This is a genomic window from Acinetobacter sp. Ac_5812 (assembly GCF_013072695.1).
Classification (GTDB): domain Bacteria; phylum Pseudomonadota; class Gammaproteobacteria; order Pseudomonadales; family Moraxellaceae; genus Acinetobacter.
On record NZ_LXUK01000010.1, the window covers coordinates 1 to 25841 of the forward strand.

Sequence of the window (25841 nt, forward strand, 5' to 3'; positions counted from 1 at the left end):
GATTAAGAATCTAAAGCCGTTATCAGTCTGATAATGAAAAAATCAACGATTAAGAATCGAAAGCTGTTATCAGCCTGATAATGAAAAAAACCACGCTAAGGAATCTAAAGCTGTTATCAGTCTGATAATGAAAAAACCACGCTTAGGAATCTAAAGCTGTTATCAGTCTGATAATGAAAAACACATAAGATATGGACACATGTTAGGCATATAGATTGAAAAAGTTAAAATATATTAAAAATAAAGTGAAAAGGTATTTTAAATATTTTTCAAATATTATATTGTTTGACTTTACTTGAAAGGTGATTGAAAAATGGAAAAGAACTCAGGAAAAACTTATATTTGTACAAGCATCCATTTTAAAGGTGGTGTGGGCAAAACAACATCTACGGTGAATTGTGCTGCTAAGCTTGGAAAATTAGGTTATACGGTTTTAGTAATCGACTTAGATAGCCAACGTAATGCAACAAAACATATTTCAAATGTTCCAGATATTGACGATATAGATGGCACTCTAAAAGATATTTTTGAAAACTATAAAACAATTAACATCCACGATGTTATACAAGGTCCAGATAAAACCAACTTTGAAAATGTGTCTTTGATTCCTTGTGCTAAAAACATTCGTGATGTTGAGATCAATATTCAGCGTTCTAGTCCAGTTCCTAATGAAATTATTAGAAGTGTATTAAGAAAGATAAAAGGGGATTTCGACTTTATTTTGTTAGATTGTCCACCGCGAATGGAAACTTTAACTTTTAATGCTTTGTTAGCATCAAACAGTTTATTAATTCCATTACAGGGTGAATACAGTATTCAGGGTTTGGAAGATATACTTAACTCTATGGATGATTTAGAGACAAGCAATCCAGATTTAAAAATTCTATCGCCAGTACTAAACTTTTATAACAAGCGTAATACAGTGGATCTTACCTTGGCTGAAGATATTCGCAATGAATATGCTCAACCAAAATTACAAGAAAAACTGGTAAATAAGGAATTAATCTGCATTCCAAATGCTACGGTTTTTAGTCAAGCATCATATGTTAAGTGTTCCGTATTTGATCTGGATGCTGGAAAAGAAACACCAGCAAAACAAGCAATTAATCAACTTGTAGATCTAATGGTTTCTGAATACAAAAAATTATAAGGTGCTGATATGAACTTTAAAGATAAAGTAAAAAGCATGAAAAAAACACCTGTTGCTAATGCAACAGGGAGTGATGCTCAAGTTACTGATGTAAAAGAAAATACAGCGACTCCAGCCATAGAAGAGGGGAGTCTTAACCCACTAGCTAAGCGAGAAACAAAAAATATTGTTAGCGGATCTCATTTAGAATCAATCGACATTGATTTAATTGATCCATCACCTTATCAACCACGTATCATGAATAAACGTGTATATGAGAAGTTGCCAATTTTGGCTGCTGATATAGAAATTAATGGACAAATTAACCCAATTACAGTTCGACAGAAGGGTAATCGTTACGAGTTAATTGCTGGTGAGAGACGTTTTAGAGCAATTAAAGAGATTTTAAAGCTAAAGAGAATTACTGCTTTAGTTAAAACATCTATGAATGATGATAAAGCTGCTATAACAGCTTTATTGGATAATACTGCTAGACATAATCTTACAGATTTTGAAAGCATATTAAAAATCAAGCAATTATGTGAAGAGTTCGGTTATCCTTTTGAAAGTTATGAATTTGTTACTGAAAAATTTGCGATTGATAAGTCGAAGTATTTCCGTCTCAAATATATTCTAGACTTACCTGAGTTCATTTTGGACTCTTTGAACGAAGATCCTGAGCTAATTTCTGGATATATTGCTCAAGAAGTGAATACCGCAATAAATAAAGCTTTAGAAACTAAAACCGAAAAAGCAATTTTCGACTTGTTAAGACCAGAATGGGATAAATACGTTGAAGAATTTAAATCCACGGGCAAGCGTCATAAAGGATTTATAGCTATTTTGAGTGAAGAAGAAAAAGCAAATAAGGCGACTAAGCCTGAAAAAACTGAAGAAGCTACTACTGAAGAACAATCGAGTAAGAATAAATTCGATTTTAAAACAGATAAGGGCGTTAAATTTGGTTCTATGAGTTCTGAATGTGGTACCAAAGGTAAGAGTGTACTTAAGTTGCGAGTAGCCTTGGATGCCGATATTACAGAAGAGAAAGCTAGAAAAATTGAAGAGTTTTTTAAGAGCTTGAATGATTGAAGTTTCAAAACTTTGAATGAAAAAAAACCGGCATTGCCGGTTTTTTTATAATAGATCTGGATTAAAAGTTTTGTTAAGCCAATCCGAATTACTTGGATTGGTTACTGGTTTTGATTCAGATACGTTTTGACTTGGTTTAGCATTGTTAATTTCGGATGTTTCGGTATTTTGAGATGTTTCAACGGTAGGGGAGTGGTCCTGAATGTTTTTATGTTCAGTATGTTTAGCTTCCTTTATCTTAACTGCTTTTTGAACAGGAACCTCCTTGCTCTTGATAGAATCAGTTACGGGCTTTTTAGGTGATTGTTCACTTTTCTCCTTACTACTTTCTGGTATTTGTATGGTGATATGATCAAGATACTTTTTTTCAAGATATTCAATATCATACACATAGTAAGCAGTATTAAACTTGGTGTATGTTTCAACACAAGTACTTAAACCAAACCTTAATAGGAAAGAATTGACAGAATATAGGCTTGCCATATCCTCATTAACTTCATACAACTTATAAAGGTATGAAAGCTCAATTAGAACCGCTATACCAGCATGTAAAACAGCAGTTATGTAATTTCTACGAAGCTTTCCTTGAGGATGTTTTTTAATTGAATTAAATAGTTTTTGATTTGCATTTTTATCTATTTTCATTCGTACAGGCTGTGCAAACATCTCGTCTATTTCATTTTGCACTGGCGCATTTAGAAAAATCTTCTGCTTGTCAGTACAAAAGATAAATCCCAAATACAGCAGACTTAAACTAAAAGCGTTTAAGTCTAGACCTGGTAGATTTCTATTAACACTACTAATCACATCAAGATCTTCTCTTGTTAAGTGAATTAATTGATAGGATAGTTGTATGTAGTTTGAATCTGTCATTTGATTTCTGCGTACATTTTATACATGTATTTAGCTAACTTATATAAACCTTTAGCATTGGCGTACTCTGGTGATTCTGCGATTCTTACGTTCGGTAAGTCGTACTTTTCTTTAATCTCTTTTTCAAGAAAAGCTGCACCGCCTCCACAAAATAATACTAATGCTAAATCATCTCCTCCACCGATCTGTTTAGAGATAAAGTTATTTAATTCGATCATGAATTCGTTTTTAGCTTGCTGAATTAAACCTGTAATATCTTTGGCTTGAGATCCTATACCATAAGTTCCAGATTTTAGTGCGAAATCTAGCCAGTTAGCGTTAACCGTTTTATAGCCAGATTCAAGAATTAAGCTAGTGATTCGTTCATAGATGGTAAGAATACCAAGGTTACGTGATGTAGAACGATGGCCATCAAGCATGTTTCCTCCATCTAATGTGACTACAATATCAGTGGTTTTACCGCCAATATCGATTACAGCACATTCAGAACTTATTAAAAGATCACTATCTTCTGACCCGTTTCCGTGTACATCAATAATCTCATTAAAATAAGCCGTTTGAGCTTCACATTTAACAATATGTCTTTTAATGATATTAAGCGGTTTACCAGCTTTATGATCTTTTAAGTTGTAGCAAACATCACCATTGAGTAGAAAATTAGTTTTCATATCAATAAGTGGCATGTTTTTGGTTTTTTCAGGTGTGTAATAGCGACTAACAGGAAGTGAAGTAGCGATTGCAAACGCTCTACCATCATATGTTCCGATAAGGTCAATATAGGCCTTAATTGCCTGGTGTATTAGTGCCTTGTTATATTCAGATGTCGGGTATTCATCTGTTCTGGTATCTAGAGGAACACTACTATTGATCTTCTTACCAACTGTATAAAGGTTTTCATTAACTTTAACCACATAATAGTCAGTAGATTCCTCTTCGCCAGTGAGGACTTTTCCTGAATAAGCAATACTAGGAATAGTCAGTTTGATTTCATTTCCATCTGGATCTAGACCAGCATAAAGCTTTGTACCGCCATGTCCATCATCAATACCTAGAACAATATAACGTTCTTCAATCGCTGGTTTTTCATTTTGAGTATTTTTCATAAGTTTACCTTTCAATTTTTCAAGATTTACAACGAGTAACGTCTTCTACCGCGTCTAGTGTATTTATTGCCCCCAAAAACTAAGCGTCTAAGAGCAGAGGGGATATAGCTGTATTTGTATTTAAATACTTTTTCAATAACCAATGTTGCTACTATCAAGCCGATGAAAAGCATAAGTTTGAACAAGGAAAACTTAATAACAACAGCTAGAAAAGGTATAAACAAATATCCGTTTAAACCGCCCCATAGGATTAGATTTAATCTAAATTGCGACCAGTGTGCATATTGATCATCCATATTCGCCTCTTAATAAATCAGTTTGTAATAGTAGTCTTCATGCAAACGACCAGCTTTGAGTAGATCGTCAGCTTGTTTCCTGAAACTCTTACTGATGTTTGGATCTGAACCATCAGAATTAATCATTAACTCTCGAATAAACTTCTGTTGAGCATGAATATCATCAATTAAAAGCAATTGTTCTTTAAGTTGAGGTGAAAAAATTAAGTGTTCCCTTACAGCAAATACCTTGCCGTTCACATCTTTAACAAGACGTTGAACAATCAATGTATAAACTGAACCAATAATGTCAGCTGCAGCCTGAAGATGTTCTTCATGCTTAAAGCGCTTCAACATACGTGGAATAATTTTGTCTACTGTGGTTGCGTGAACCGTTGCAAAAACAGGGTGGCCAGTTAAAGAAAGTTCTAGAGCTGCAGAAATTGTTTCTTTATCTCGCAATTCACCGATTTCAACTGCAGCAGGACGTCTACGCATCGCCTCTCTATTTGCATCCGCAAAAGTCTCGAAGTTATTGGGGATTTCGCTTTGACTAACAATACTGTGTGTGCTTTCAATTGCGTCATACTCGTATTCGATAGGCTCGTTGTGAGTTAAAATATTTCCACGAATATGAGTATTATTTTCCAACACATAGCGAATATTTGAAGCTAGTGTTGTACTTTTACCAGAACCAGTGATACCGCCGATGATGTAGCAACCATTGTGAGGTAGCGATCTTTTGATGAAATCTTCATCTAAACCCACTTTTGAAAAGTGAGGGGGGATGCCAGAAATTGTACGTAACGTTATCTGAAAAGAATCTCCAGATCCACGATACGAAGTTCGAGATACGTTCACACGAAAGTTATAACGAGTTTCCTTACCTGAAGCGTCTTTCTGCAGAATACGATATGCCTTATTAATAAACTTATTATTAATAAGGACTAAGTAGGCATTTTCATCAGCAATCGTTCTTAGGATGTGTAAAGCTTCATCACGATTGATAATACGGTGTGTTAACGAATATAACTCCAAGTCTTTCATCATTGTGATGGGGCGATCTGGACTAATGAAAATATCTGAAGCACCATGAGCTAATGCTTCATATAGAAGACTTTCAAATTCATCGCGACTTTTAAACCCTTGTTTCGGATCTTTGTATGTCGTTATGGCTGTTAATGTAGCCAAACCAAAACCACGACTAGAATCGTAGTCTTTGCGAATGTCTTTGGTAGCTGTCAGAATCTTATTTTCAGATCCTTTAATCTTGTTAACATCAAATAATGCAGATTTTGCTTTTAATGTCGAAACCTTCATTTGCATTTGAAACTTCCAATTGAGTTAGCGAACTTAAGGTTCGCTAACAAGGTTAATTTTTGGAATTTGATAGCTAGGTGCAATTTGTTCAGGTTGGAGAATTGGTTTCCAAGTTTCAATATTTGAATTGAACTGCGGTAATTGTTGGATTTGAAGCAATTTCATATCAAGAGCAATAGTGTCTTGTGTAGAAGTAACAGCCAGTGATTGACTGCTAAATGCTGGCATTGATAACTTGCCCTCTAAAACAAACTTATGGAAAGTAACCATCCCCAAATAATCTCGTTTAAGACGATCTACTGCATCTTCAACAATATTTCGGCCCTCAACTAAACCCATTTCATAAGACTTAGCAGCAGTCTCTTTCCATATTTTTCGTTCTTGTTCGTTAGCTGGTAACATTTCTTTCGGAATGAAAGTCACGTAATCAACATTGCTATCAAGTGTAGGGAAAACAAGGTACTGACGCCAATCAGGTGCACGAGTACTGAAACGAGCTTGTTTCAAGATTTTATAAGTCTGCTTAGTCGTCTTGTACGACATGGCATTAGGTGTCTCAGTTACATCTTTTGATTCAATAATAACCGGGGGAACAACAACACCTTTGATCATGTAAGGTTTAAAGTTAAAGATTGTATCAAGGTTACGCTCTTGGCTTTTGATGACCTCACGAGCGTTGCTTAAATACGTATTGATCCCTAACTTAATACCTTTTTGCTTAACCAATTCAAGCATGGCTTCATAACGAGCTTGCTGTTCAACATTACTAACATGAACTTCTAAAGAAGACTGGTTAGATGGGTTTAGTAGCTCTTGTAATGAAGCATTATTAGAGTAGTCCATAAAAACTCCAGATATTTATAAAAGGATTTAAAGGGTGTTAGTTATAAGTCAATAAAATACTTTTATTTTGATGATCTAGAGTTATCGAAGCAGTATTTAAATATGCAGAAATATTGCGTAAAGCTTCTACACCCGTAACACGCTTTTTATTAAAATTAACAATTGGAAGCTCATGGGTAGGACCAGCTTCTACAAAACGGTATCCGTATTGGCTAGAAATACTTTTAATTAAAGGTATTGGATCGCCTATGTAGTCGATATTTAAAAGGTCATGGTTGATGCTACCTTGTTTCTTCTGAGCAGTTTGCATTTGAATTGCAGTAGAGTTCTTTAAATTCTGTTGTGCAATTAAAGCCTCTTGAGATGCTTCAGATATAATAGATAAAGGGCTTGCTACGTTTAATTGCGTTACATCACGACTAGCACATCCAGACATCATTAAACCAATTGCAAGAACGCTTAAAAGCTTTTTATTGTGCTTCATTTTTACTCCGGATTAAGTGGGTATAAAGACAAAATGATTTTAGTCTAAAAACTTTTAAAATGCACTTTATTAATTATAAAAAATCCCTTAAAAGGTATAAAGCCGACTTTTAGACACTCGCTTAAACCTAATTTATAAGCTTTAACGTATATCTAAGGCCGTTCTTTAGGCAGTCGTACCTGGCCTAAACAAGACAAATCTGTAAAAAATACTCTTTTTAGGTGCATTGTCTGTCCAAAACAATGCTTTTTTTTAGTAGTACTTATCTGAAATGGAAATACAACGTACTTTTTTCAATCAATTGTAGAGAGTAAATGAGCTCTTATAGTTTGCTAGACGTCTTTTATATTCCTTTATAGTCTTATTCTTTCTTTTTATTATCTTTTCTAATCTTTATTGTTCTTTTTTTAGAATATATTTTATACAGAAAATAACAAACTACATTTAGTTTATTTTTTACTTAAAATATTGTTAATACTGTAATTTATATTTTACAATATAGAAGTACATTAATAAAGATGTTTATATACTTTTTTAATTAACAATAAAAATATTAATGTGGATAATGTAATTTATTTATAAGTCAGCTTCTTTAATATTAAATAAATTGATAAAAACTGTTTGAAGAAAAAATGCATCTTGGTATATACCATTACTAATTTAAAACTTTAAAGACATTACAACTGCTACTTATAAAAACCTACCTTATGGTTTAGTGCTGTGCATCTTAAATATAAAGTTTTACACCTTAAACACCAATTAAACTGCAATAATGATGTGCTTAGAGTCGTATTTATCCCTAAAAATTTAAGGCATCAGCACTGGCAAAAGACTATTGAAACTACGCATATCAAGCACTTCACTGTAAAAAAGGTCCACTGTGTTTTTATGATTTCTCAACTTCATTTTTTTTATTTTTCCACTGTACTAACAAGAGAGGAGTCAAAAAAGACATTTGCATTTATTGGGCTTAAAAGTGAAAAACATTTTGCTTAAAGTGAAAAACGTTTTAACGAGTACTTTTAGAAAGGTGTTTAACGTTGTAGTATGTGCTCATGTTTTGCATGTGGATTAAGGGTGGTAGTGGTGAGCAGTTTTGAGAATCCTAATAGCTATCCAAAGACATTAAAAGAATATACAAGTCGTATAGAAGATTTTCCGTATTCTACTAAGACTAAATATGATATTGAGCTTAAGCAAAAGATTGATAAACATTTAGATAGTTCAGAGCTAGATTTAAAAATGTTATATGAAAACATATATTCTGAATTTAAAACTAAATCTGAAAATGGATATTATGCGGAATCTACATTTAGAACATATCGTGCATATTTAGTATATGGAATCGGTCTAAAGCTTAATGAGCTAAATAATGGCTCTATTAATGATGAAGATATAGATGCTGGTTTTGATGAATATTTTTTAGAAGAACTATATTTAAGAATCATTAACACAAAATATACAGCTAACAAGGACAAACCTAAGCGTACTTCTGAGCTGAAAACAAAGTACTTTGAACGCACGTTTTACAACTACTTGGTAAGAGAATTCGAACATAAGAACGAGAGTAACACTAGGGTTAGTGAGTTTGATCGGATGATGGTTGCTTTTGTTGATGCCAATCTTGTTGTTGGATTGCGTCCTGTTGAGTGGTTTTCCGTTTCATTCTGTTGTGCAGTAAAAGGACCAAAACTGATCATGATTGTGGAAAATGGCAAGGCTACACATGGTCGGGCTAATGGACTTAAAAGGTATTTAATACTTGATGACCTTAAACATGAAGATCAAGAAAAGATATACCTTTACTGGAATTTGCTAAATAGGTATGTGAGAAAGGTATCTAGTTTAAATAAAAGTAGTGGCTATACCTTTGGATGGGATGAAAAACAGACTTTTATTAAAATACTGCAAGAGCGTTTACGTTTAAGTTATATCAATTACTTTAAACTTAGAGGCAAGGTTTTAACTAATGAAGATCAACGACCTACTTTATACAGTACAAGGCATCAATGTATTGCAAATGCTAAGGTAAAGGGTATTGATAAGTTTGTGATAGCTGGTGCTTTTGGACATGCTGGTAAAGATACTGCTTCTAACTTTTATGGGCGAAAGTGGAGAGGCCATACTGGTTTTAGTATAAAGCCTACTTTAGATTCTATTGAAAACGTTAATGGTAGCCATGAATTTGTTAAAACACTTTTAGCTAATAACCTAGATACCTTTTATTATTTTGATCTTAATATAGCAAATGAGTTTAATACCGACTATTATAAGGACGAATTAAAGTCGGGTTTAGTGATTGACTAAATGGATAACTCTAAAACTAATTTGACTACTTCAACATGGGGCTCTCCTTACGCTGAAGTATCAATAATAGGTAAAAGAAAATACGCAAGGCTTTTAAGAGTGTTGGTTGGTACGTTTGCCTCATTGTGCATTTTAACCGTTTTAACAACGCTTAGTTTTGTGGCTTTTAAACTCACCACAACAGATTTCGAATCTATGGTTTTTGATGACGGCACACCAGTTAAGTGTGTGCTTAGCTCTAAATCAGATCGTCCAATTCCATCTGTTATATATCAGCCAGCGAAATAGGAGTGCTGTTGTGTCTAAAGACAAATCTAATGAAAACGCTGAAATAGGTTCTTGTGATCCTAGTCTTTGGCTAAGAAAACAGGTGGATGAAAAAGATAAGGAGATTGCAAAGTTAAGACGATGGCTTGTTTTCGTGTTTTTCGCTTTTATCGTGAGTGCTGTTCTTGCGATGATTATTTTTGCTGCCTTTAATGCATACCCTAAAGTTAAAGCTGTTCAAACAGTAGATAACTCGGTTATCTGTCCAATCGAAGCATCAAAAAACCCTCGCGTTACTGACGTTGTTATTTCTGAATTCGGTAAGAGTGCAATACTTTCTGTCTACAACTTTGATTTCTTGAACTGGCGTGACGTTATTAACAATGCTGGTTCAATGTATTTCACTGAGGGCGGTAAAGATTCATTGATGAAGCAAATCGCTCAATCACAAACAGTTGGCACAATCGTACAAAACAACCTAACGATGCGAACTACTGCTACTGATGTTCCACAAATCGAAAACCGTGATTTACATGCTGCAGAACCTAGTTGGACTGTTCGTGTTCCTATCACTACTCAATTCTTCTTAGGTGACAAACAACCTAAAGAGACTCACCGCTTCATTGCGACAGTTACTATTGTTGAGCATCCACGTTCTTATCTGAACTACAACGGTATTGCTGTTAAGACAATTACGTTAACTCCAGCGCGTTAATTGGATGAAACTTATGAAATTGAAAAAATTATCTTTGGCTCTTTTTGCTTCTACTGCATTAACTACAATAGTTAATGCTGCTGATATGCCCCCGAATACTTTTGCGGATGCTCAATCTCCTTTGGTTGCACCTAAGGTAGTTGATACAGCATCGGAAATTGACAGACAGGTTCACAACCTTGTTGGTTTGCAGTTCACACCTGAGCAAACAAAAATAGTTAAAGGACTTTTGTTGCAACAAAAACGAAGCCTTTCTAGTCCTTATGTAAATACGCCACAAGCGAAAACCCGTAGTTTGGGTATTTCATTAAACCCTGGTGAGGAACCGCCAGTAATTCGTTTAAGCGCTGGCATGCTATCTACTATTGTCTTTACCGATTCTTCAGGAAATCCATGGAACATTGAAAAGATTTCTTTGGACCGTGGACGTTTCTCAGATGGTTTGGGTGAGCAAAACGAAAAAGAGCCAGATGAAATCCCTGAAACTAACATCCTTTCAATCGAACCATTAGATCCAGCTGCTTTCGGAAACGTAACGGTCACATTAAAGGGATTGGGTGCTCCAGTAATTTTGATGTTAGCTACTGGCCAACGTGATTTAGATGTTCGTGTAGACGCACGTATACCTGGTCGAAGCCCAACAGCCAAAGCTATGTATTCAACAGGCAATCAAACATCGATTATTCCAGATGGTGTGAGTTTGCAATTTATGGATGGCTTGGCGCCTGAAGGTGCTGTCGAAATGCGAACCGATAGTCCTAATGTCCGTGCTTGGAAGTTTGGTGGCTATATATATGTGCGTAGTAACTTTGGTGTTATTCAACCAGCCTTTTTGAGTTCTTTCCGCGCTAACAACGGTATGAAGATCTTCCGTTATGAAGATTCTGAAGATCTGAAATACATCACATTTTCAACGACTGGCGGTACACCTAAAACTGTTTACCTCGAAGACGCATTTTAAGTCATTAAGTGAGAAGTAAAAATGGATTCAACGAACCAACAAAATAACCCGAATGACATTGAAGAGAATTCTAGTCGTAGCACTGAAGTAGGTACTACCGATGAAACTATTATTTCTGCAAACCAAGTTCATTCAGAAGAAGACCAACCTAAAAAACTGAAAAATACAAGTATTAAAACTGCTAACAAAAAACGTGTTTTTGCAGATACGCGCTTTCGCGTTGTTGCAATTATTGGTTTGGTAGTAGTTGGTGGTTTAGGCTTTTTTATGTTTAACCCAATGGGGAAAAGTGACCAACTAGCTTTAGATAATCAGGTTGCTATTGCTACACCAGAAATCCAAGGACAGGGTACAAATGTTATCCCTCCTGAATACGTAGAATATGAACGTCAAAAACAAGCTGAAGAAGCTGCTCAAGCTGGCAAAAATGGTGAAAGCTATTTACCCGAATTTAAAACAGTTGCAACACAAGATCCAAACGGCGATCTGAACGATCAGAATTTTATTACAGGTCCAAATGGGCAACCTGTAAACGGTTCTGCAAAAGGTGGTACACCAAACATTACGCTTGAACTTGACCAGATGGCCAGAGCTAATATGGCAAATCAAGGTGGTGCTAATGGTGGCGCATTACCTCAACCAACTAGCGGTGGTCTACCACAACAACCACAAGCACAAAACGGTGCTAATCAAAACGCACCGATTTATCAAACTAACTACGCGCAACAATATGAACATGCTTCATCTGCTGCTAATGATGTTGCTAGTGTATATAGCCAACAAGCAGCTGCTAATGCAGAACGTAATGTTGCAACGCGTGAATTAAGTCAAACTGCTTTTGTTGATCAACTTGCTGCGTTTTCTAATACAAAGAACAAGGTCAACGGATATTCAACATATAAATATTCACACAACACTAAAGCATCGGAAGGGCAACAAAACCTTGGAAGCTTGAACGTTGCGAAAACGACTAGCGAATCTACTAAAGGACTAGCAATCATTAAAGCTGGTACAACAATGAAAGCGCGTTTAGATACAGGTGTGAATACTGATAAAGGTAAAAACCTATTTGCTACTGTTATTGGCGGTAAATTTAACGGCGCAAAACTTATTGGTACTGTTGGTCTGAATACTGCGGATATTGAATTTAACTTTACCCGTATGTTGTTTAAGGGCGAAGAGTATGCAATCCAAGTACGAGCTTTAACTCTTGGAACAAAACAATCGGGTATGGCTGATAAAGTCCAAAAACACACTTTGCAAAAGCTTGGCGGTATGGTTACTGCTGGAATCTTTGAGGGGTACGGACAAGCCTATCAAAACATTGGTACAACCCAAATCACAAATACTGGCAATGTTGTAAGCACGAAGGAAGAGCCAAACGATAAAGAAATTGCCGGGAACATCATTGGTAACGTTGGTACGGAAATGGCGAACATGGCACGTACATCAACAGTTCGACCAACTACGTATATCGTTAACAGCGGAAAAGTATTTGAAGTCTTTTTTGATGCTGACGTAACAACACCGAAAAGTAAGGGGTAAGCGAAATGTCTGATAATCAAATGACTGCTGAACAGGCAAAGAAAAATCTAAAAGATGCTGAAGGCAAACCCCAAAAAGGCGAAGGTGGTGCGAAGGGTGGTATTCCTCCAAAACTTCTTATTGTTATTGGTGTTATTGCCTTAATTATGATTGGTACTTTCTTTTGGATACAAATGAGTAAACCAAAAGACGTCAGCACGGCAGTTGCTCCAGAACAAACACCAGAATCCATTGATACTGTTGGTCAAGGCATTCAACAAACACAAGCAACATACATCCAAAATCAACAACCTTTAAAGGACAATAGTATTGCTGATGATACGGCGTTCATTGTTGATGAAAATATTGTGTTTAAAGATCCTACCACTGGTCAATACATGATTATGTACAAATCCATGTCGTATCCGATTGATTCTGATCTAGGAAAAGAGGCAATTAGCTTCTATCAAAGTCAGGGTACGAATGCACTTGTTTTATTACACCGTTTGCAAGAAAAAGAGCAAGCGCAAGGGCAAATACAAAACGGCGAACAAACTGCAGTTGCTCAATCAGAAACCAAAATCAAAAATGAACAACTGAAAGCTGAAAATGACGATCTTAAAAACCTTGTTGAATTGCAAGAACAGGCAATTAAGGAATTAAAGACTAGTTTAATCACAATAGCTAAAGACCAGACTAAGCAAAAGGCTTTAAGTACATCGGGATCTAAAACCTTATCAATTCCAAAAGGTGCAAAACGTTTGGATGCTTTTGCGGTTGTAGGCGATCGTGCTTGGATGACAGATTCTCAAAACCATACATATACAGTCTATGTAGGTCAGAAGATGCCAGACAATCGCACGGTCTATGCTGCTGACGAAAACGAACAAGCCATTTGGGTGAAATAAGGAAAATAGCGTGGATGCATTAGATATAGTTAAAGCGATATTAAACATATACGGTCCACTACTAAGCTTTATACGCATTTGCTTTGTTGTAACGGGGTTGGTGATTACTGGCACGGCGCTTTTTGACTTAGTGCAAGCATCATCACCTCAACAAAAGTTCTTTGGTCATGGAATGAAAGAGCCTACCACTGGTGGGGCATTGTTGAAGGTTCTTATCGGTGGTGCTTTTGCATCACTTGGATATGACGGATATATCATTGGTGCACTAGGTTCTTCATTGTTTGGTGGTAATGGCATAGAACTTGTAACGGTACAAAGTTACTTGCCTAATGCTGGTGCTAATGATTTAGGTGCATATATCGTTACGGCGGTTGTAGGTTTTACGCAACTGGTAGGGATTATAGCGGTAGCTCGTGGCTTATATGGTTTTGTAGAGAAAATTGATGCTCAAGGCAATGCGACATACCGCAAAGCATGGGTTTTAATTATAACAGGTGTATTATGCGTATACGTTCAGGACGTACACAATGCCTTTGTTAATACCTTTGGAACACAAATAGGAGGTACCTTTTTTACAATATTTTAAACAATCTTCTTAAAATAGGGTGAGAGTTTCTTAAAAACCTTGTATAAGATATTGAAGATATTTAACGAGAAGTTTAAAATTAAGCAACTTAAAGCAATAGGGTTTTAAGAATGTTTAATTACAGTGCGGAGATTAGCTCCCGTATATTAAATAAAAGGAAAGTGACAATGGTATCATTAGTAAAACACTCAGTTCGCACTGTAAAAGCGACTGCATTCCGCGCAAAAGTAATGTTTTTAGCTTTTGTTTCTGCATTAATGGGTCAAGTTGCATATGCAAACACTGGCACATGGAACCCGGGTGGTTCAGCTTACGGAAAACACGCTGCTGGTTCTGATGCGAATGAAATCTTAGGCCGTGGTGAAACATTAGGTCAAAACGTTTATAAATTCTTAATCGTAGTGTTCATGGTGCTTGGTTTAGGCTTAGTTGGTACTGGTTTGTATATGATGTATACATCAGAAGAAGATCAACAAAAGAAAAAGAAAACTGCTTGGATCTGTATTATTGTAGGTGGTGCGTTATCAATCGTAGGCTTCATCATGTTCTCTGCTGCGAACACTATTACTGGTAAAGCGTAATATAATAATAAATAAGTTTAAAAGCGTGGCTTAGGCTGCGCTTTTTTTATTTTAAAAATAGTATATACATGTTTTAATTAGACCTTACTTAATAGTATTAAGGGGTTTAAGTGAAACATATAAACCGTAAGTTTGGTATTTTAAGACCTATTAACGGCGTAAACGACAAGCAAGAGATACGTCAAGATAAAACTATCCATGATGGTTTTAAAACCAATGAGACAATAAAGCAAATAATGTCTTCACAACCAGCTAAATGCTACTTTTGTGATTTCTATGACGAATACTTTTTAGAGCCACATCACTTAGACGGCGATCATAGCAATCATACGGCTGAGAACATTGTAGCGGTCTGTACGCTATGCCATGCACAAAACCACATCTTTGCACTATCACTGGAAAAGAAAGCTGAAATATGCGTATTGAGTACGAACATACCTCAAGAGATCTTTAATCAATATCAACGTTCATTACTGGTGTTATCGCATAAGTCTGACAACCAAGATCCTGAGCTTGCTAAGTTCGCACGGCGACATCGCCAAAGCTTGCTTGTAGAGCCGTTAAAGCGCCATCAACGCCCTAATCCTACAAAGATGTCTGAAGCAGAATACGCACGTAATATGTTTGAGGATATACAGGCGTTTAATGCGATTAAGACACGAGCCCAAAGCATTGATACCCAACTGTACTTCACGGACATTAAGTTCAACACAATGGCTGAATATGAAGAAGCCAAGCAAGAAGATATGTTGGTAGCGAACGTTGATTACGTAGACCAGCTCCGCAAGTACAAAGAGTGGTATTTGAATGCCATCAAAGAGAACAAAAACTTTTCTTTGTATCAACTCGCAAAAGCTTTGGAAAAGGTATCAGACGAAGCATACGAGAGCTTTAATCTGCCAAACCACTACATAGTATTTTCCCCGAATATCTTTACTGACGAGCAGTATGAGTACTACCAAACACTAGATGTATTTAAGGGTTTGGGTGATAAGTGAGCTCACAAAAATGACAGAATGCTTAGCAGATACCGAATACATAGATATGAGCTTAGAAGAGGTTATATCGGGCATAGTGTTACAGCCATTTAAGCCTGACATAGTGAATGATATAGCGGTATTGGATAGCGTATTTGAGACGGACATATTGAATGATGAATACTCATTTATTGGTCCATACATCTACAAATATTGGGAACTTGGGATAGATGCACTACCAAAGGAAACGCACGATCAGCTATCGATATTTCGCTTATGCGTTATAGGTACTGAGGCTTTCAACTTCCTGAACGATTTGTATATACCAACGACACGGGACACTGGCCATACATCTAACACGCTATTGCTACTCCATGTTGTACATATAGCGATAGGGAATCAGACAACAACTGGTGAAGACACAACGGGGCATTTTCAAGATCCACTGATTAAAGCGCTACTGTTGATGAATATCCCCGTTAACAGCGATTGTTTGCTGTTGGATGACACTTTGGTACACCTAAACAAAATAACGGCGCTGAGTGGCTTAGACGTTGAAATACAGGTTAAGCAAAGTGTGAGTGTGAAGCATAAGAAATTACTGAGCACCAACTTTGGATTTGACAATCCATTATCAATTATAAGCGTTTTGGAACAAAAGAAACTGTCTGAAGAACTGACACGCTACTTTCCGATGATACACCTACCAACGTCCGTAGAAGATGCGACAAACCAGATAGATACGGGCAACTTAAAAATGAGTTCGCTGCAATCTTTTTGTATATACCAAAACTTAAAGCTATCGGTGTCTAAAGTTTTCCACGAACAGGGCTTATACCAGAACAAAGAGATCTACATAGAGCTTGATAAGGTTCACTTCCAACTTAAAAATACAGGTTCCTTAAACTTCAAGGTGGGTACTTTAGGGGAAAGCCAAGAGGTTTTAGAAACGGCGTTTTGGCAACTGCTTAATAAGGGTTTAGTGTTTGACCTAAATAGTTTTAAGAAGTATGTCGAATTAAAAGAGGACGAAACCGTTAAAACTGATGTATTTACTAATTCAAAAAATGATAATATCCCTTTTAACAGTACCTTCTATGAGCTTTTATTAAGGTTGGTTTTAGATACAAGCTTAAAACCCTCTGTTAAAAGTCTTGAGGTCGCAATTCAAAAAAAGGATTTCGACAGTGCGATTAACGTTTTAAGAGAATTACCGTTTTTTAGTGCTTAATGCTTAAAGACATGTCTAATCAAAGATAGACGTAGAAAGGTGAATTAATAAAGGTGTTTAAATGAGTAAGAAGAAAGCTGAGAAGTCTGGTTATAATAAGACTGGTTACTCCAAGATTGAAATTATATTGATGTTATTCCTACAAAGCATGAAAGCTGACGTAGAGGATTATTGCGATTTAGAAACAGTATCGGACGAACATACGTTTGTCACAAAAACTGGTGCAATGATTACGATCATCGAATATAAGGGGATTAAGAGTTTAATTAGTGGTGATGCATTCAGCCGTCAAATTGGTTTGATGACGAGCAACATGCGTAACTACTTCAAAGACCGTGGACATACGATTCATCTAGCGTTCAAAGTAGACCATGAGACGCCATACGCCATTCATGACTTGAACGCCATGCAAAAGGCGACCACGGCGCGTTGTGCGATGAATCTAGACATCATCATTGATGAAATGACAGAAACCATTTCAGGCGGTGTATTTAACGAAAGCTGTTATATCGCTTTAATCTCTGAGCCAACCTTACTATCGCCAATCGATAAAGCTCAAGACTCAAAAAACCGTAAAAAGCTACTGTCGCAAATTACAATGCCAAGTACGGTCAATGCTCAAGACATGCTTAAATCATCGGACAGCTTATACGTACACCATGAGTCTTTTGTCTCACAATTCTTAAACTCACTCTCAACTGAAGAATTTCCAGCAATCTATGAAGTATTGAATGTTATTGAAGCTGGTCTAACGATTAAAAAACAAATTGCCTCACATTCAACTTCAGATGACTTCACCTTGTCTGTGCCGATGTTGAATACACGCTTACCGATGCGTTGGAAAGAAATACCATCAGAACATGATGCGTCACACGTTTTGTATCAACCGATCTCAGAACAACTCATGACGAATGCGATCTTACCTGGTACAAGTCAAGGTTCATTCTATCCAGTGGGAAGTGTTATCACTGACGGCGTTGTATATGCGCCATTGATGGTAGATATATATCCAGCTAAGACGAATACGTTTGAAACGCTATTCCGCTTACTACACCAGGCCAAAACGCACGACACTAACGGTAACATCCGTTCTATCCCATATGCGGTGAGTTACTGTATTACTGGTGATGGTATGGCTGGAACCATGATGAAACGCACGTTATCAAGCGTTATTCACTTTATGACGGCACAAAACAAAGCCATTCGTAATGCTGGTAACATTTTGATGGCCACTAAAAATGACCTAGATCAAGTAGACACTGTTGCTGGTCTGCAAATGACCATGATGACATGGGCACCGAATACCGAAGATGGTGTAAACATTCTTGTAGGACGGCGCCAAAAGCTTTGGAAGAGTTTTGAAGCGTGGGGCGGTGCAAAAGTCATGGAACAGGCTGGCGATCCTATTTTGACTTGGGCATCACATATACCGGGCTTGATGGTACGTAATCACGCACCTATTTCACCAGCACCGTTGTTTGATGTGTTCTACATGTTACCGCTGACACGTATTAACTCACCATTCCATAAAGGGCATCAGCTCAACAAAACCTTAGACGGTAAACTGATTATTCTTGATTCGTTCTCAAATGAAGTGACTGTATGGACGACTATTAACATTGGTAAACCGGGTACGGGTAAATCGGTCACAATGAACAAAGGCATGCTTGAGGACATCATGATGCCTGGTAACGAACGTATCCCGTTGACCTATATTGTCGATGTGGGTGAGTCAAGCCGTGGGTTAGTAGAAACAGTGCAAGATTCATTGCCTGAAGAGCTACGTCACTATGCCATCTATAAGCGTATTAAAAACTCAAAAGAAGAAGCGATTAATCCGCTTGAATTCAGTATGGGCTTACGCTACCCGTTGAACTACGAAATGCGTCAAATGACAGCGTTTTTAAGTTCATTGGTAACACCGCCTGAATTGAAAGGGCAACCAGCCAAAAACACTTCTGACGTTATTGGTGCGGTCCTACGCCGTACATTCTATTTTGCTGATGATACGAATGCTGATCATAAAGCACGTAAGTACATGCGCTTTGCAGATCCAGAACTAGATCGCATCATGGAAAAACACGGACTGATTGAGCCACATTCTGAACAAGGTAAGGATATTTCTTATTACGCTCTACGTGATCTTTTCCATTCAATGAATGAGATCCGTGGACGCACGTTGGCTCACCGTTACGCAATGCCGACTATTGGCGATATGATTGAAACACTTTCTGATTCATCAATTTTAGATGTTTGGAGTGATGTTCATATTGATAATGAACGAGCACTGGACTTTTTGGCGCATCAGATTATGGCTGCACAAAATACCTATCCAGCATTCTTCTATCACACCAACTTTGACATTGGTAACGCTCGTGTAGCTTCTATCGACTTAAACGAAGTTGCGACATCATCAGATCCTAAAACTACATCGCTATTCTTCCAGATTGTACGGATGTTCATTAAACGTAAGTTCGCCGTGAGCCGTGACGATATTCCAAAATTCCCACAAGCTTATCGTGAATATGCAACCCAACTGATTAATGAGCTTCTTGAAGACCGCAAAATTATGTCTTATGACGAATTGCACGTTGCGAAAGGCGATCCAATCCTATTAGAAGAATTGGCTGAAGACGCACGTACATTGCGTAAATGGGGTGCTCGTCTTAACTTGGCATCTCACAAAGTAGAAGACTTTAAAGACTTGGTGGGCTTTGCTACGGCGTATGTGATTGTCGATCCTGGTACACGCGAATCTCGTGAAGCTATTCGTGACAGCATCGGTCTAACTCAACTAGAAATGGATGCGCTTGGTTCAGGTAACGTAGGTTTCTCAGATCAAGGCTTAACGTACTTCAGTAAAATTAAACTCGAAAAAATGGAATGTTCGGGCTTATATACCGTTTCACTTGGTCCAATCCTTTTATGGTCACTCAGTACACATCCCGATGAACGTGCGCTCCGTAACTACACGTATGACCTTATCGGTGAACGTGGTAAGGCGTTGAAGGTCCTTGCACAATTCTATCCAAAAGGTGCGAAGAACCAGATTAAGACACGGCGTACCATGATTGAGAAAAATGCCAAAAATAAAGGCACGGACTTTGACGAAAACAAAGCAACTGCTTCAGTGATTTCTACCATGGCACAAGAGATGGTTGTTGAATATCAACGCTATGAACTTGAGCAAAACATGAAGAAAAAATTACTGAACCAACGTAAGTCTGAAGCTGTTTCTTCTTAACTCCAATCAGCTATATAGATTTGCGTTAATTGGTATATACATTGAAGTGCTTGGATATGGGTAAGGTCGTTAAACAACGACTTTGCCTATTATCCTGAAGATAAAAGAGTAGGTCGCAAAGTATGGCTTCTACACAAAAATACGGCACACAAACAAAGTTCAGACCTAGTTCGCTTAAGCGTGATACACGATCAGGCTTAGAGAAAATCCATTTAAAACTTACAGCGCCAGACGGCGCTAATTATTTGGTTGGCGTTCTTGGTGCTATTGCAGTTATTTTGTTTGTTGTTCCGTTTGGCGGTGAGATATTTATAGGGATCGCGTATTACCTATTAAAACGCTACACACATCCGAATGATTACTTTTTTGAGTGGCCATTCCGTGCGCCGTTGCATTCAAACTCACTGGATGCGTCAACTGACATTACATCACGCGTAAAAGATGACGTACTGGACAATCCAAAAGCCTTTTTGGAATACGCACGTACCAATCGCGATAAGCTACAAGGTGAGGGTGTGACTTACCTTGGTCGTTGCCGTGAAACTGGTCTACCTGTTTATGCATCCAACTCCGATGACCGTACACATCAAATTGTGTTAGGTACTACGGGTTCGGGTAAAACAGAATACATGCTAGGTAACTGTGCCAACCAGTACGTACAAAACTCAGGTTATATCTTTGTAGACGCAAAAGGTGATACCAAGGCTCAACAAGACCACTATCGTTTATGTAACCGCTTTGGGCGTAATGAGGATCTATTAACGATCAACTTCATTACCTCAGGTCGTAACATGCTACGTGCACAAACCGACAAGATGACCAACTCAATGAACCAAATGAGCAACACCAGCTCAGGGATGTTGATTGAATTCTTGATCAACTTGCTTGATGACTCAGGCGGTGGCGGTGGTGACATGTGGAAAGGTCGTGCGATGGCCTTTATCGCTGCACTTACACGAGTTTTGGTCTATCTACGTGACAATGGCTTCATTCAGCTTTCACCAAAAGTATTCACGCAATACATGGAACTTGAAGCACTTGAAGAATTGGTATTTTGTCATAACGATAAATACGGGATTGACTTTGAACGTGTGGCTGAACAGCTTCAAGGCTACCTCGTTTCATTACCTGGTTATTCAAGCAACCCTAAAAAGTTAAAGAAACAAGAAACCAAAACCCGTGAGCAACACGGTTATATCACCATGCAGTTAACCAAGGCGATTAACGACTTGACGTTTAACTATGGTCACATCTTTGGTGTAGAGCATGGCGGTGATATTGATATTTTTGACGTTGTACTTAACCGCCGTATCTTAACTGTGCCATTACCAGCTCTTGAGCGTTCACCAGACTCACTCAAAATGCTCGGAAAATTAATCATTGGCTCAATTAAACAAATGATGGCTGGCTCCCTTGGTAACAAAATGGAAGGTTTACGCCGTGCCATTATTGACGCACGACCAACCAACGCCACTACTTCATTTAAGCTATTTTTGGACGAATGGGGCTACATCGTTATTGTCGGTGCTTCGGTTTTACCAGCTCAGGCACGTTCGCTTAACTTCTCTATTACGTTCGGTGCTCAAACATTTGAAGATATTGAACGTGGATCTAAAGAGGAAGCAGCTGCTACATGGGGTAACACGACCGTTAAAGCCATTGGACGTACTACTTCGGGTGCTGAAAGTACAACATACAAATTGGTTGATGGTTTTGCTGGTGAAGAGTGGCAAGGTAAAGTTAACTCAATCAATATGTATCAAGGTCTAGTATTCAACCGTTCGGTACCACAAACAGAAGTCCAGTTCGCCAAAGAAAAACGTGTGACAATTGAACAAATTGCCGGACAGCACAACGGCGAATTTACTTTGCTCATATCAACTAAAGGGGAAGGTGGTAAAACTTCAGACGTTAAAATCGTATCAATGTTGGCGTTCTATGTGGCTGGTGATCAACCCAAGTACTTACGCTTAAATGACCTTTGCCCAATCTTCAATATCCAAAAATCTGAAATCTACGATCCTACTTTAAAAATTGAAGACTTCATTCATGAGATTGAGGAAAAACACACGCTACTGACAGACAACAATTCATCTGCCAATGTCACGGCGCTTGGTGATTTTGAGATCTGCAGAAAGCTCAATAACACCTTGTACGAAAACAACAACACGGTAAAAGACTTTACTCAAGATTTTGTACATCAGATTCTTGAAGCAAGACGTCTTGAATCCATCACACCTGAAGGGATGGCACCTGGTCAAAGAACAGTAATGTCTTCGTCCACGGCGAAAGGTGAAATCTCCAAAGAACAAAAACACCGTGAAAGTATTGTTTCAGCACAAAAAGAAGCAAGTGATAAAGACCAGACTATTGAGAACCGAAAACAGTTGCAGTACTTCGGTAGGGGTTCTGATATTTCACCTCAAGTAGAAGCTGGTGCTTACAACAATGCGGATCTTGATGCTGAATTTAATATCTATGGTGAACGTATAAGCGAACCTGAACAGGCTCAACAGGAAAGTGATGCTGAAACTGTGACTCGCGCCGTTATCACACCAATGAACCTAGACAGCTACTATGATGAATTGAAAGAGATCCTAACAGGATATGACTTAACCGTTGCGCCAATTACTGAATATCAGCTTGTTCAGATACCACGCCATGTAAAACCTGAAGATCAGACACAATACATTGCGGAAAACAAAGCCAGTCTTGATCAAGCCATCTCACATAGCACTAAAAATGAAATGGAATTCGTAGAACAACAGTATGCAGCTAAGTTTGAAAAAGCTTTGATGAAAAACCCGTTCTCGCACGAATGCGTTACTTTTGAAAAATTGTTGGTGATACTTGGTTCAAAAGGTTCTTCAGCTTCATTACGATCAGGCATTACAATCAAAAAAAAGGATGACTAAATGCATCCATGTAGAAGACATAAGGCTGGTTATCCAGCCTTTAGTTTTTTTGGGTGAGCTGTTTGTACTTAATACGCCTTAATTCATCACTCGGCATGTATTGGGCTATTTCATATTCGCTCTTATACGGCGTTTCATTGAATATGGCCAATAACAACAACTGCGACAGCGGAATGGCTTCAGGCACCATCATTTCGATTAAGCGAAACTTTTCAGACGCATTCACATCAAATGCAACCAATAGCGCCGTATATGGAATGTGGCGATCTGCAAGTGATAAATCGGGGTAAATAGGTTGGTCCTAGTGCTAACGTTTGAAAGTCATACATATTCAAGCAAGAGATAGCTTTAGGTACATTGGATAGGTTCACGGCGTAAGATTCAATGTTTGAACACATATTGGCATCCAGTTTGGTTTTAACCCTAGTTTAGATGCATTTTAATATAATAACTTAGTTTTAACGTGCATATTCTTAAACATAACTAAACCACTTCTTAAAACCTTGTTTTGTTTTAGGCTTAATCGGTATATACCATTTCATAAAAAGTTTAATGAACTGTGTTTTACCCTTTACAATCCTTAATACATCAATTAAATTGCCCTTAAATCACATCCAATATACAGGATATAGGCAATGACTAAAGAACAGCTAGAAAACTTACAAACACTTGGAATGACTGACTATAAAACACGTTTACACGTTAAAGGTGTGCGAATTGTTGAAGTGCAACAGTACTCAAAGTCTGTCGATAACAACGCCGTACAACCACTTGCAACTAATACCACTCAACCGCAATTCTTAAATTAATTTTCCAAAAAAATACTTATAAGCACTTTCTGTATTAATATATCTTTATTAGTTTTAATAAAGCATTAATCAATGGAGTGCTTAAAATGTTAGACACTTTACTTTCGGTATTTTCAGCAAAACATAAGCTTTATAAGAATCTCAAGCTAAAACCCTTTATTGATACCCGTTTAGTCAATTCTGACAGCATCGCCACGACCGATGTTTTCCCTTTTCATCAAATCAAAGATTCTCTTTGTATGACTGGTATATCTCCTACTAATTTTGTACCAGGCAAAAACATTGTTTTGAATCCACATGCCAAAGATAACGATTCCATCAGCTACCTTGGTCAAGATACGCAAAATCATAAGCCGTTCTACATCTCTCCCTTTGCTGAAGAATTGGCTGAAGTATTTAACCCGATTTTTTCAGAAACCATTCATCTTGAAACACCATGCTTACTTGACCTATCTGAAATTGGGGGCTTCTCAAATTCCAAGTCGGATTTAAGCCAGTACCGTAGCATTGATGATTTTGTAAAAAACGCATGCCCTGATTACATTAGTGATGTGAGTATGGAAAATTTAGAACGAATGTTGTTATGGCCAGAAATCCGTTTATTGAACTCTCCAGATACAACCACTGATCATTTTTTTATCTATGGCTGGAGTCCTAAGATTTTTGTTCAAAATGCTGGTGGATCACATCACATGGCTGCTGCACATTACTTGGCTAAGAAACTGAGCCAATGTGTGCCGATTCAAGGCAAAGTAAGTTTGAATCTAATCTCAAGTAAAGCACTTCAAAACTTTGATTCAAAATACGCTGCGTTCGCCGTTCCAGATGATGCATTGATTGATATGGGGAATGATTTATCAGAATCAGGGCTTGAATATCAGCTGGTGTTTTTCCGTGAACGTGAAGTTAATTTTATCTTCTTCAAAAAGAATGATCAGAATGCCCGTGTTATTTCGCTATTCAACAATCTGTATGCTTCATTGAATGGTGCATTAAAGTCAGCGGTTCAAGCGCAATTCAAAAATGAAGCACTACTCACCATCATGAGTGCTAACCTCTCTGATACATCAGAAGATCAATTCTTTAGCACACGACCTCACTTGGCTGAGATCTACAATCACGTTCAAAACGAAATTTGTTTGAGTGGTCCTAAACCGACTAGCCCGACAATCTAAGGGGTAGGGAATATGGATCACCAATCATCAACTACACCACATGCACTCATTCTCGGTCTGACACTTGAACAGGCCATTTCTGTTTTAGCAAAGAAACCCGTTGATGCTACCCACTACAACTATCTTGAAGATGACGAGTACAACACCTACGTCATGATGAAACCTGAGTGGACTAGCCTCAACAAACACGCCTACCTACATGTAGATGGCTTAACCCATGAGCGTAAATGGATGTTTATGCCGAATGCTTTAGGTGAGTACAACTTGATAGAGGGCTGTATTGACCTGTTTGAACTTAACCAGGCCATCGAACAGCAATATCTTGTGTTTGAACAATTCCTGAATAGCCACGGCACACCGTTCCGCAAAGTTGGTGAGAAGTTTTCTTTTGTCACACAACTGCTCTTTGATGCATGGGTGATAGATCCAGAACGTGCGATTCAAAAACTTCATGAGATGAAGGAAACAAAAATCTCATTACAAGTGCCTTTGCTTCATGGGGATAGTCAGCATGATTGATAC

23 protein-coding genes are annotated in these 25841 nt (G+C 37.6%); 17 read left to right on the forward strand and 6 right to left on the reverse strand.

All coding sequences use genetic code 11. From position 1 onward, the window contains the following. The first annotated feature begins 313 nt into the window (after positions 1-313). Both A7P55_RS08740 and A7P55_RS08745 read left to right on the forward strand, forming a co-directional pair. Complete coding sequence (locus A7P55_RS08740; RefSeq protein ID WP_038350086.1) at positions 314-1150, forward strand: AAA family ATPase; 837 nt, start codon at positions 314-316, stop codon at positions 1148-1150. A gap of 9 nt (positions 1151-1159) precedes the next feature. Further along, complete coding sequence (locus tag A7P55_RS08745) at positions 1160-2221, forward strand: ParB/RepB/Spo0J family partition protein (protein ID WP_005005876.1); 1062 nt, start codon at positions 1160-1162, stop codon at positions 2219-2221. Positions 2222-2266: 45 nt separating this feature from the next. Here the strand turns inward: A7P55_RS08745 and A7P55_RS08750 are convergent, their stop codons facing one another. From A7P55_RS08750 to A7P55_RS08770, 5 genes are all read right to left on the reverse strand, one after another. Then, entirely contained in the window at positions 2267-3094 is an 828-nt protein-coding gene (locus tag A7P55_RS08750; protein ID WP_005005878.1) for a hypothetical protein, read from the reverse strand. After that, positions 3091-4197 (reverse strand): ParM/StbA family protein, encoded by a 1107-nt coding sequence (locus A7P55_RS08755; RefSeq protein ID WP_005028638.1) that lies wholly within the window; start codon positions 4195-4197, stop codon positions 3091-3093. The genes A7P55_RS08750 and A7P55_RS08755 overlap by 4 nt, the downstream gene beginning before the upstream one ends. Positions 4198-4502: 305 nt before the next feature. Next, positions 4503-5798, reverse strand: a complete 1296-nt coding sequence (locus tag A7P55_RS08760) for an ATPase, T2SS/T4P/T4SS family (protein WP_171551851.1) — start codon at positions 5796-5798, stop codon at positions 4503-4505. 27 nt (positions 5799-5825) lie between these two features. Beyond that, a complete protein-coding gene (locus tag A7P55_RS08765) occupies positions 5826-6635 on the reverse strand; it encodes a type IV secretory system conjugative DNA transfer family protein (protein WP_005028633.1) in 810 nt (269 codons plus the stop codon). 37 nt (positions 6636-6672) lie between these two features. After that, positions 6673-7119 carry a DotD/TraH family lipoprotein gene (locus A7P55_RS08770; protein WP_005028631.1) on the reverse strand — a complete coding sequence of 149 codons (447 nt, stop codon included), beginning with the start codon at positions 7117-7119 and terminating at the stop codon, positions 6673-6675. A gap of 1086 nt (positions 7120-8205) precedes the next feature. Here A7P55_RS08770 and A7P55_RS08775 point away from each other — a divergent pair. The 12 genes from A7P55_RS08775 (at position 8206) to A7P55_RS08830 (ending at position 23335) form a co-directional block, all read left to right on the forward strand. Next, positions 8206-9426 (forward strand): hypothetical protein, encoded by a 1221-nt coding sequence (locus A7P55_RS08775; protein ID WP_228199327.1) that lies wholly within the window; start codon positions 8206-8208, stop codon positions 9424-9426. Further along, positions 9427-9714, forward strand: a complete 288-nt coding sequence (locus tag A7P55_RS08780; RefSeq protein WP_032055042.1) for a hypothetical protein — start codon at positions 9427-9429, stop codon at positions 9712-9714. It abuts the gene before it with no gap. A 10-nt stretch (positions 9715-9724) separates the two neighbouring features. Then, a complete protein-coding gene (locus A7P55_RS08785; protein WP_005005897.1) occupies positions 9725-10408 on the forward strand; it encodes a DotI/IcmL family type IV secretion protein in 684 nt (227 codons plus the stop codon). Between the two features lie 13 nt (positions 10409-10421). Continuing rightward, positions 10422-11369 carry a DotH/IcmK family type IV secretion protein gene (locus A7P55_RS08790; protein ID WP_005028625.1) on the forward strand — a complete coding sequence of 316 codons (948 nt, stop codon included), beginning with the start codon at positions 10422-10424 and terminating at the stop codon, positions 11367-11369. Between the two features lie 21 nt (positions 11370-11390). Next, positions 11391-12914 (forward strand): DotG/IcmE/VirB10 family protein, encoded by a 1524-nt coding sequence (locus A7P55_RS08795; protein WP_005028623.1) that lies wholly within the window; start codon positions 11391-11393, stop codon positions 12912-12914. Positions 12915-12919: 5 nt separating this feature from the next. After that, positions 12920-13801, forward strand: a complete 882-nt coding sequence (locus A7P55_RS08800; RefSeq protein WP_005028620.1) for a hypothetical protein — start codon at positions 12920-12922, stop codon at positions 13799-13801. Between the two features lie 10 nt (positions 13802-13811). Further along, a complete protein-coding gene (locus A7P55_RS08805) occupies positions 13812-14387 on the forward strand; it encodes a hypothetical protein (RefSeq protein WP_005028617.1) in 576 nt (191 codons plus the stop codon). Positions 14388-14554: 167 nt separating this feature from the next. Beyond that, on the forward strand, positions 14555-14968 hold the full coding sequence (locus A7P55_RS08810) for a hypothetical protein (RefSeq protein WP_005005912.1): 414 nt from the start codon (positions 14555-14557) through the stop codon (positions 14966-14968). A gap of 236 nt (positions 14969-15204) precedes the next feature. Continuing rightward, positions 15205-15966: an HNH endonuclease gene (locus A7P55_RS08815; protein ID WP_227557110.1), complete on the forward strand. Its 762-nt coding sequence runs from the start codon at positions 15205-15207 to the stop codon at positions 15964-15966. Between the two features lie 10 nt (positions 15967-15976). Beyond that, entirely contained in the window at positions 15977-17176 is a 1200-nt protein-coding gene (locus A7P55_RS08820; RefSeq protein WP_005028615.1) for a hypothetical protein, read from the forward strand. Between the two features lie 61 nt (positions 17177-17237). Next, positions 17238-20420 (forward strand): hypothetical protein, encoded by a 3183-nt coding sequence (locus A7P55_RS08825; protein WP_005028612.1) that lies wholly within the window; start codon positions 17238-17240, stop codon positions 20418-20420. Between the two features lie 122 nt (positions 20421-20542). Continuing rightward, positions 20543-23335, forward strand: coding sequence for a type IV secretion protein DotL (locus tag A7P55_RS08830; protein ID WP_044431948.1), 2793 nt, complete (start codon positions 20543-20545; stop codon positions 23333-23335). 40 nt (positions 23336-23375) lie between these two features. On the opposite strand, the gene A7P55_RS08835 is transcribed toward A7P55_RS08830, so the two are convergent. After that, positions 23376-23561: a hypothetical protein gene (locus A7P55_RS08835; protein ID WP_058952567.1), complete on the reverse strand. Its 186-nt coding sequence runs from the start codon at positions 23559-23561 to the stop codon at positions 23376-23378. Positions 23562-23970: 409 nt separating this feature from the next. Here A7P55_RS08835 and A7P55_RS08840 point away from each other — a divergent pair, with 409 nt between their 5' ends. The 3 genes from A7P55_RS08840 (at position 23971) to A7P55_RS08850 (ending at position 25838) form a co-directional block, all read left to right on the forward strand. Further along, complete coding sequence (locus A7P55_RS08840; protein ID WP_005005921.1) at positions 23971-24144, forward strand: hypothetical protein; 174 nt, start codon at positions 23971-23973, stop codon at positions 24142-24144. A gap of 86 nt (positions 24145-24230) precedes the next feature. Next, a complete protein-coding gene (locus tag A7P55_RS08845) occupies positions 24231-25319 on the forward strand; it encodes a DUF6685 family protein (RefSeq protein WP_171551852.1) in 1089 nt (362 codons plus the stop codon). 12 nt (positions 25320-25331) lie between these two features. Then, entirely contained in the window at positions 25332-25838 is a 507-nt protein-coding gene (locus A7P55_RS08850; protein WP_033917403.1) for a hypothetical protein, read from the forward strand. Positions 25839-25841 lie beyond the last annotated feature (3 nt).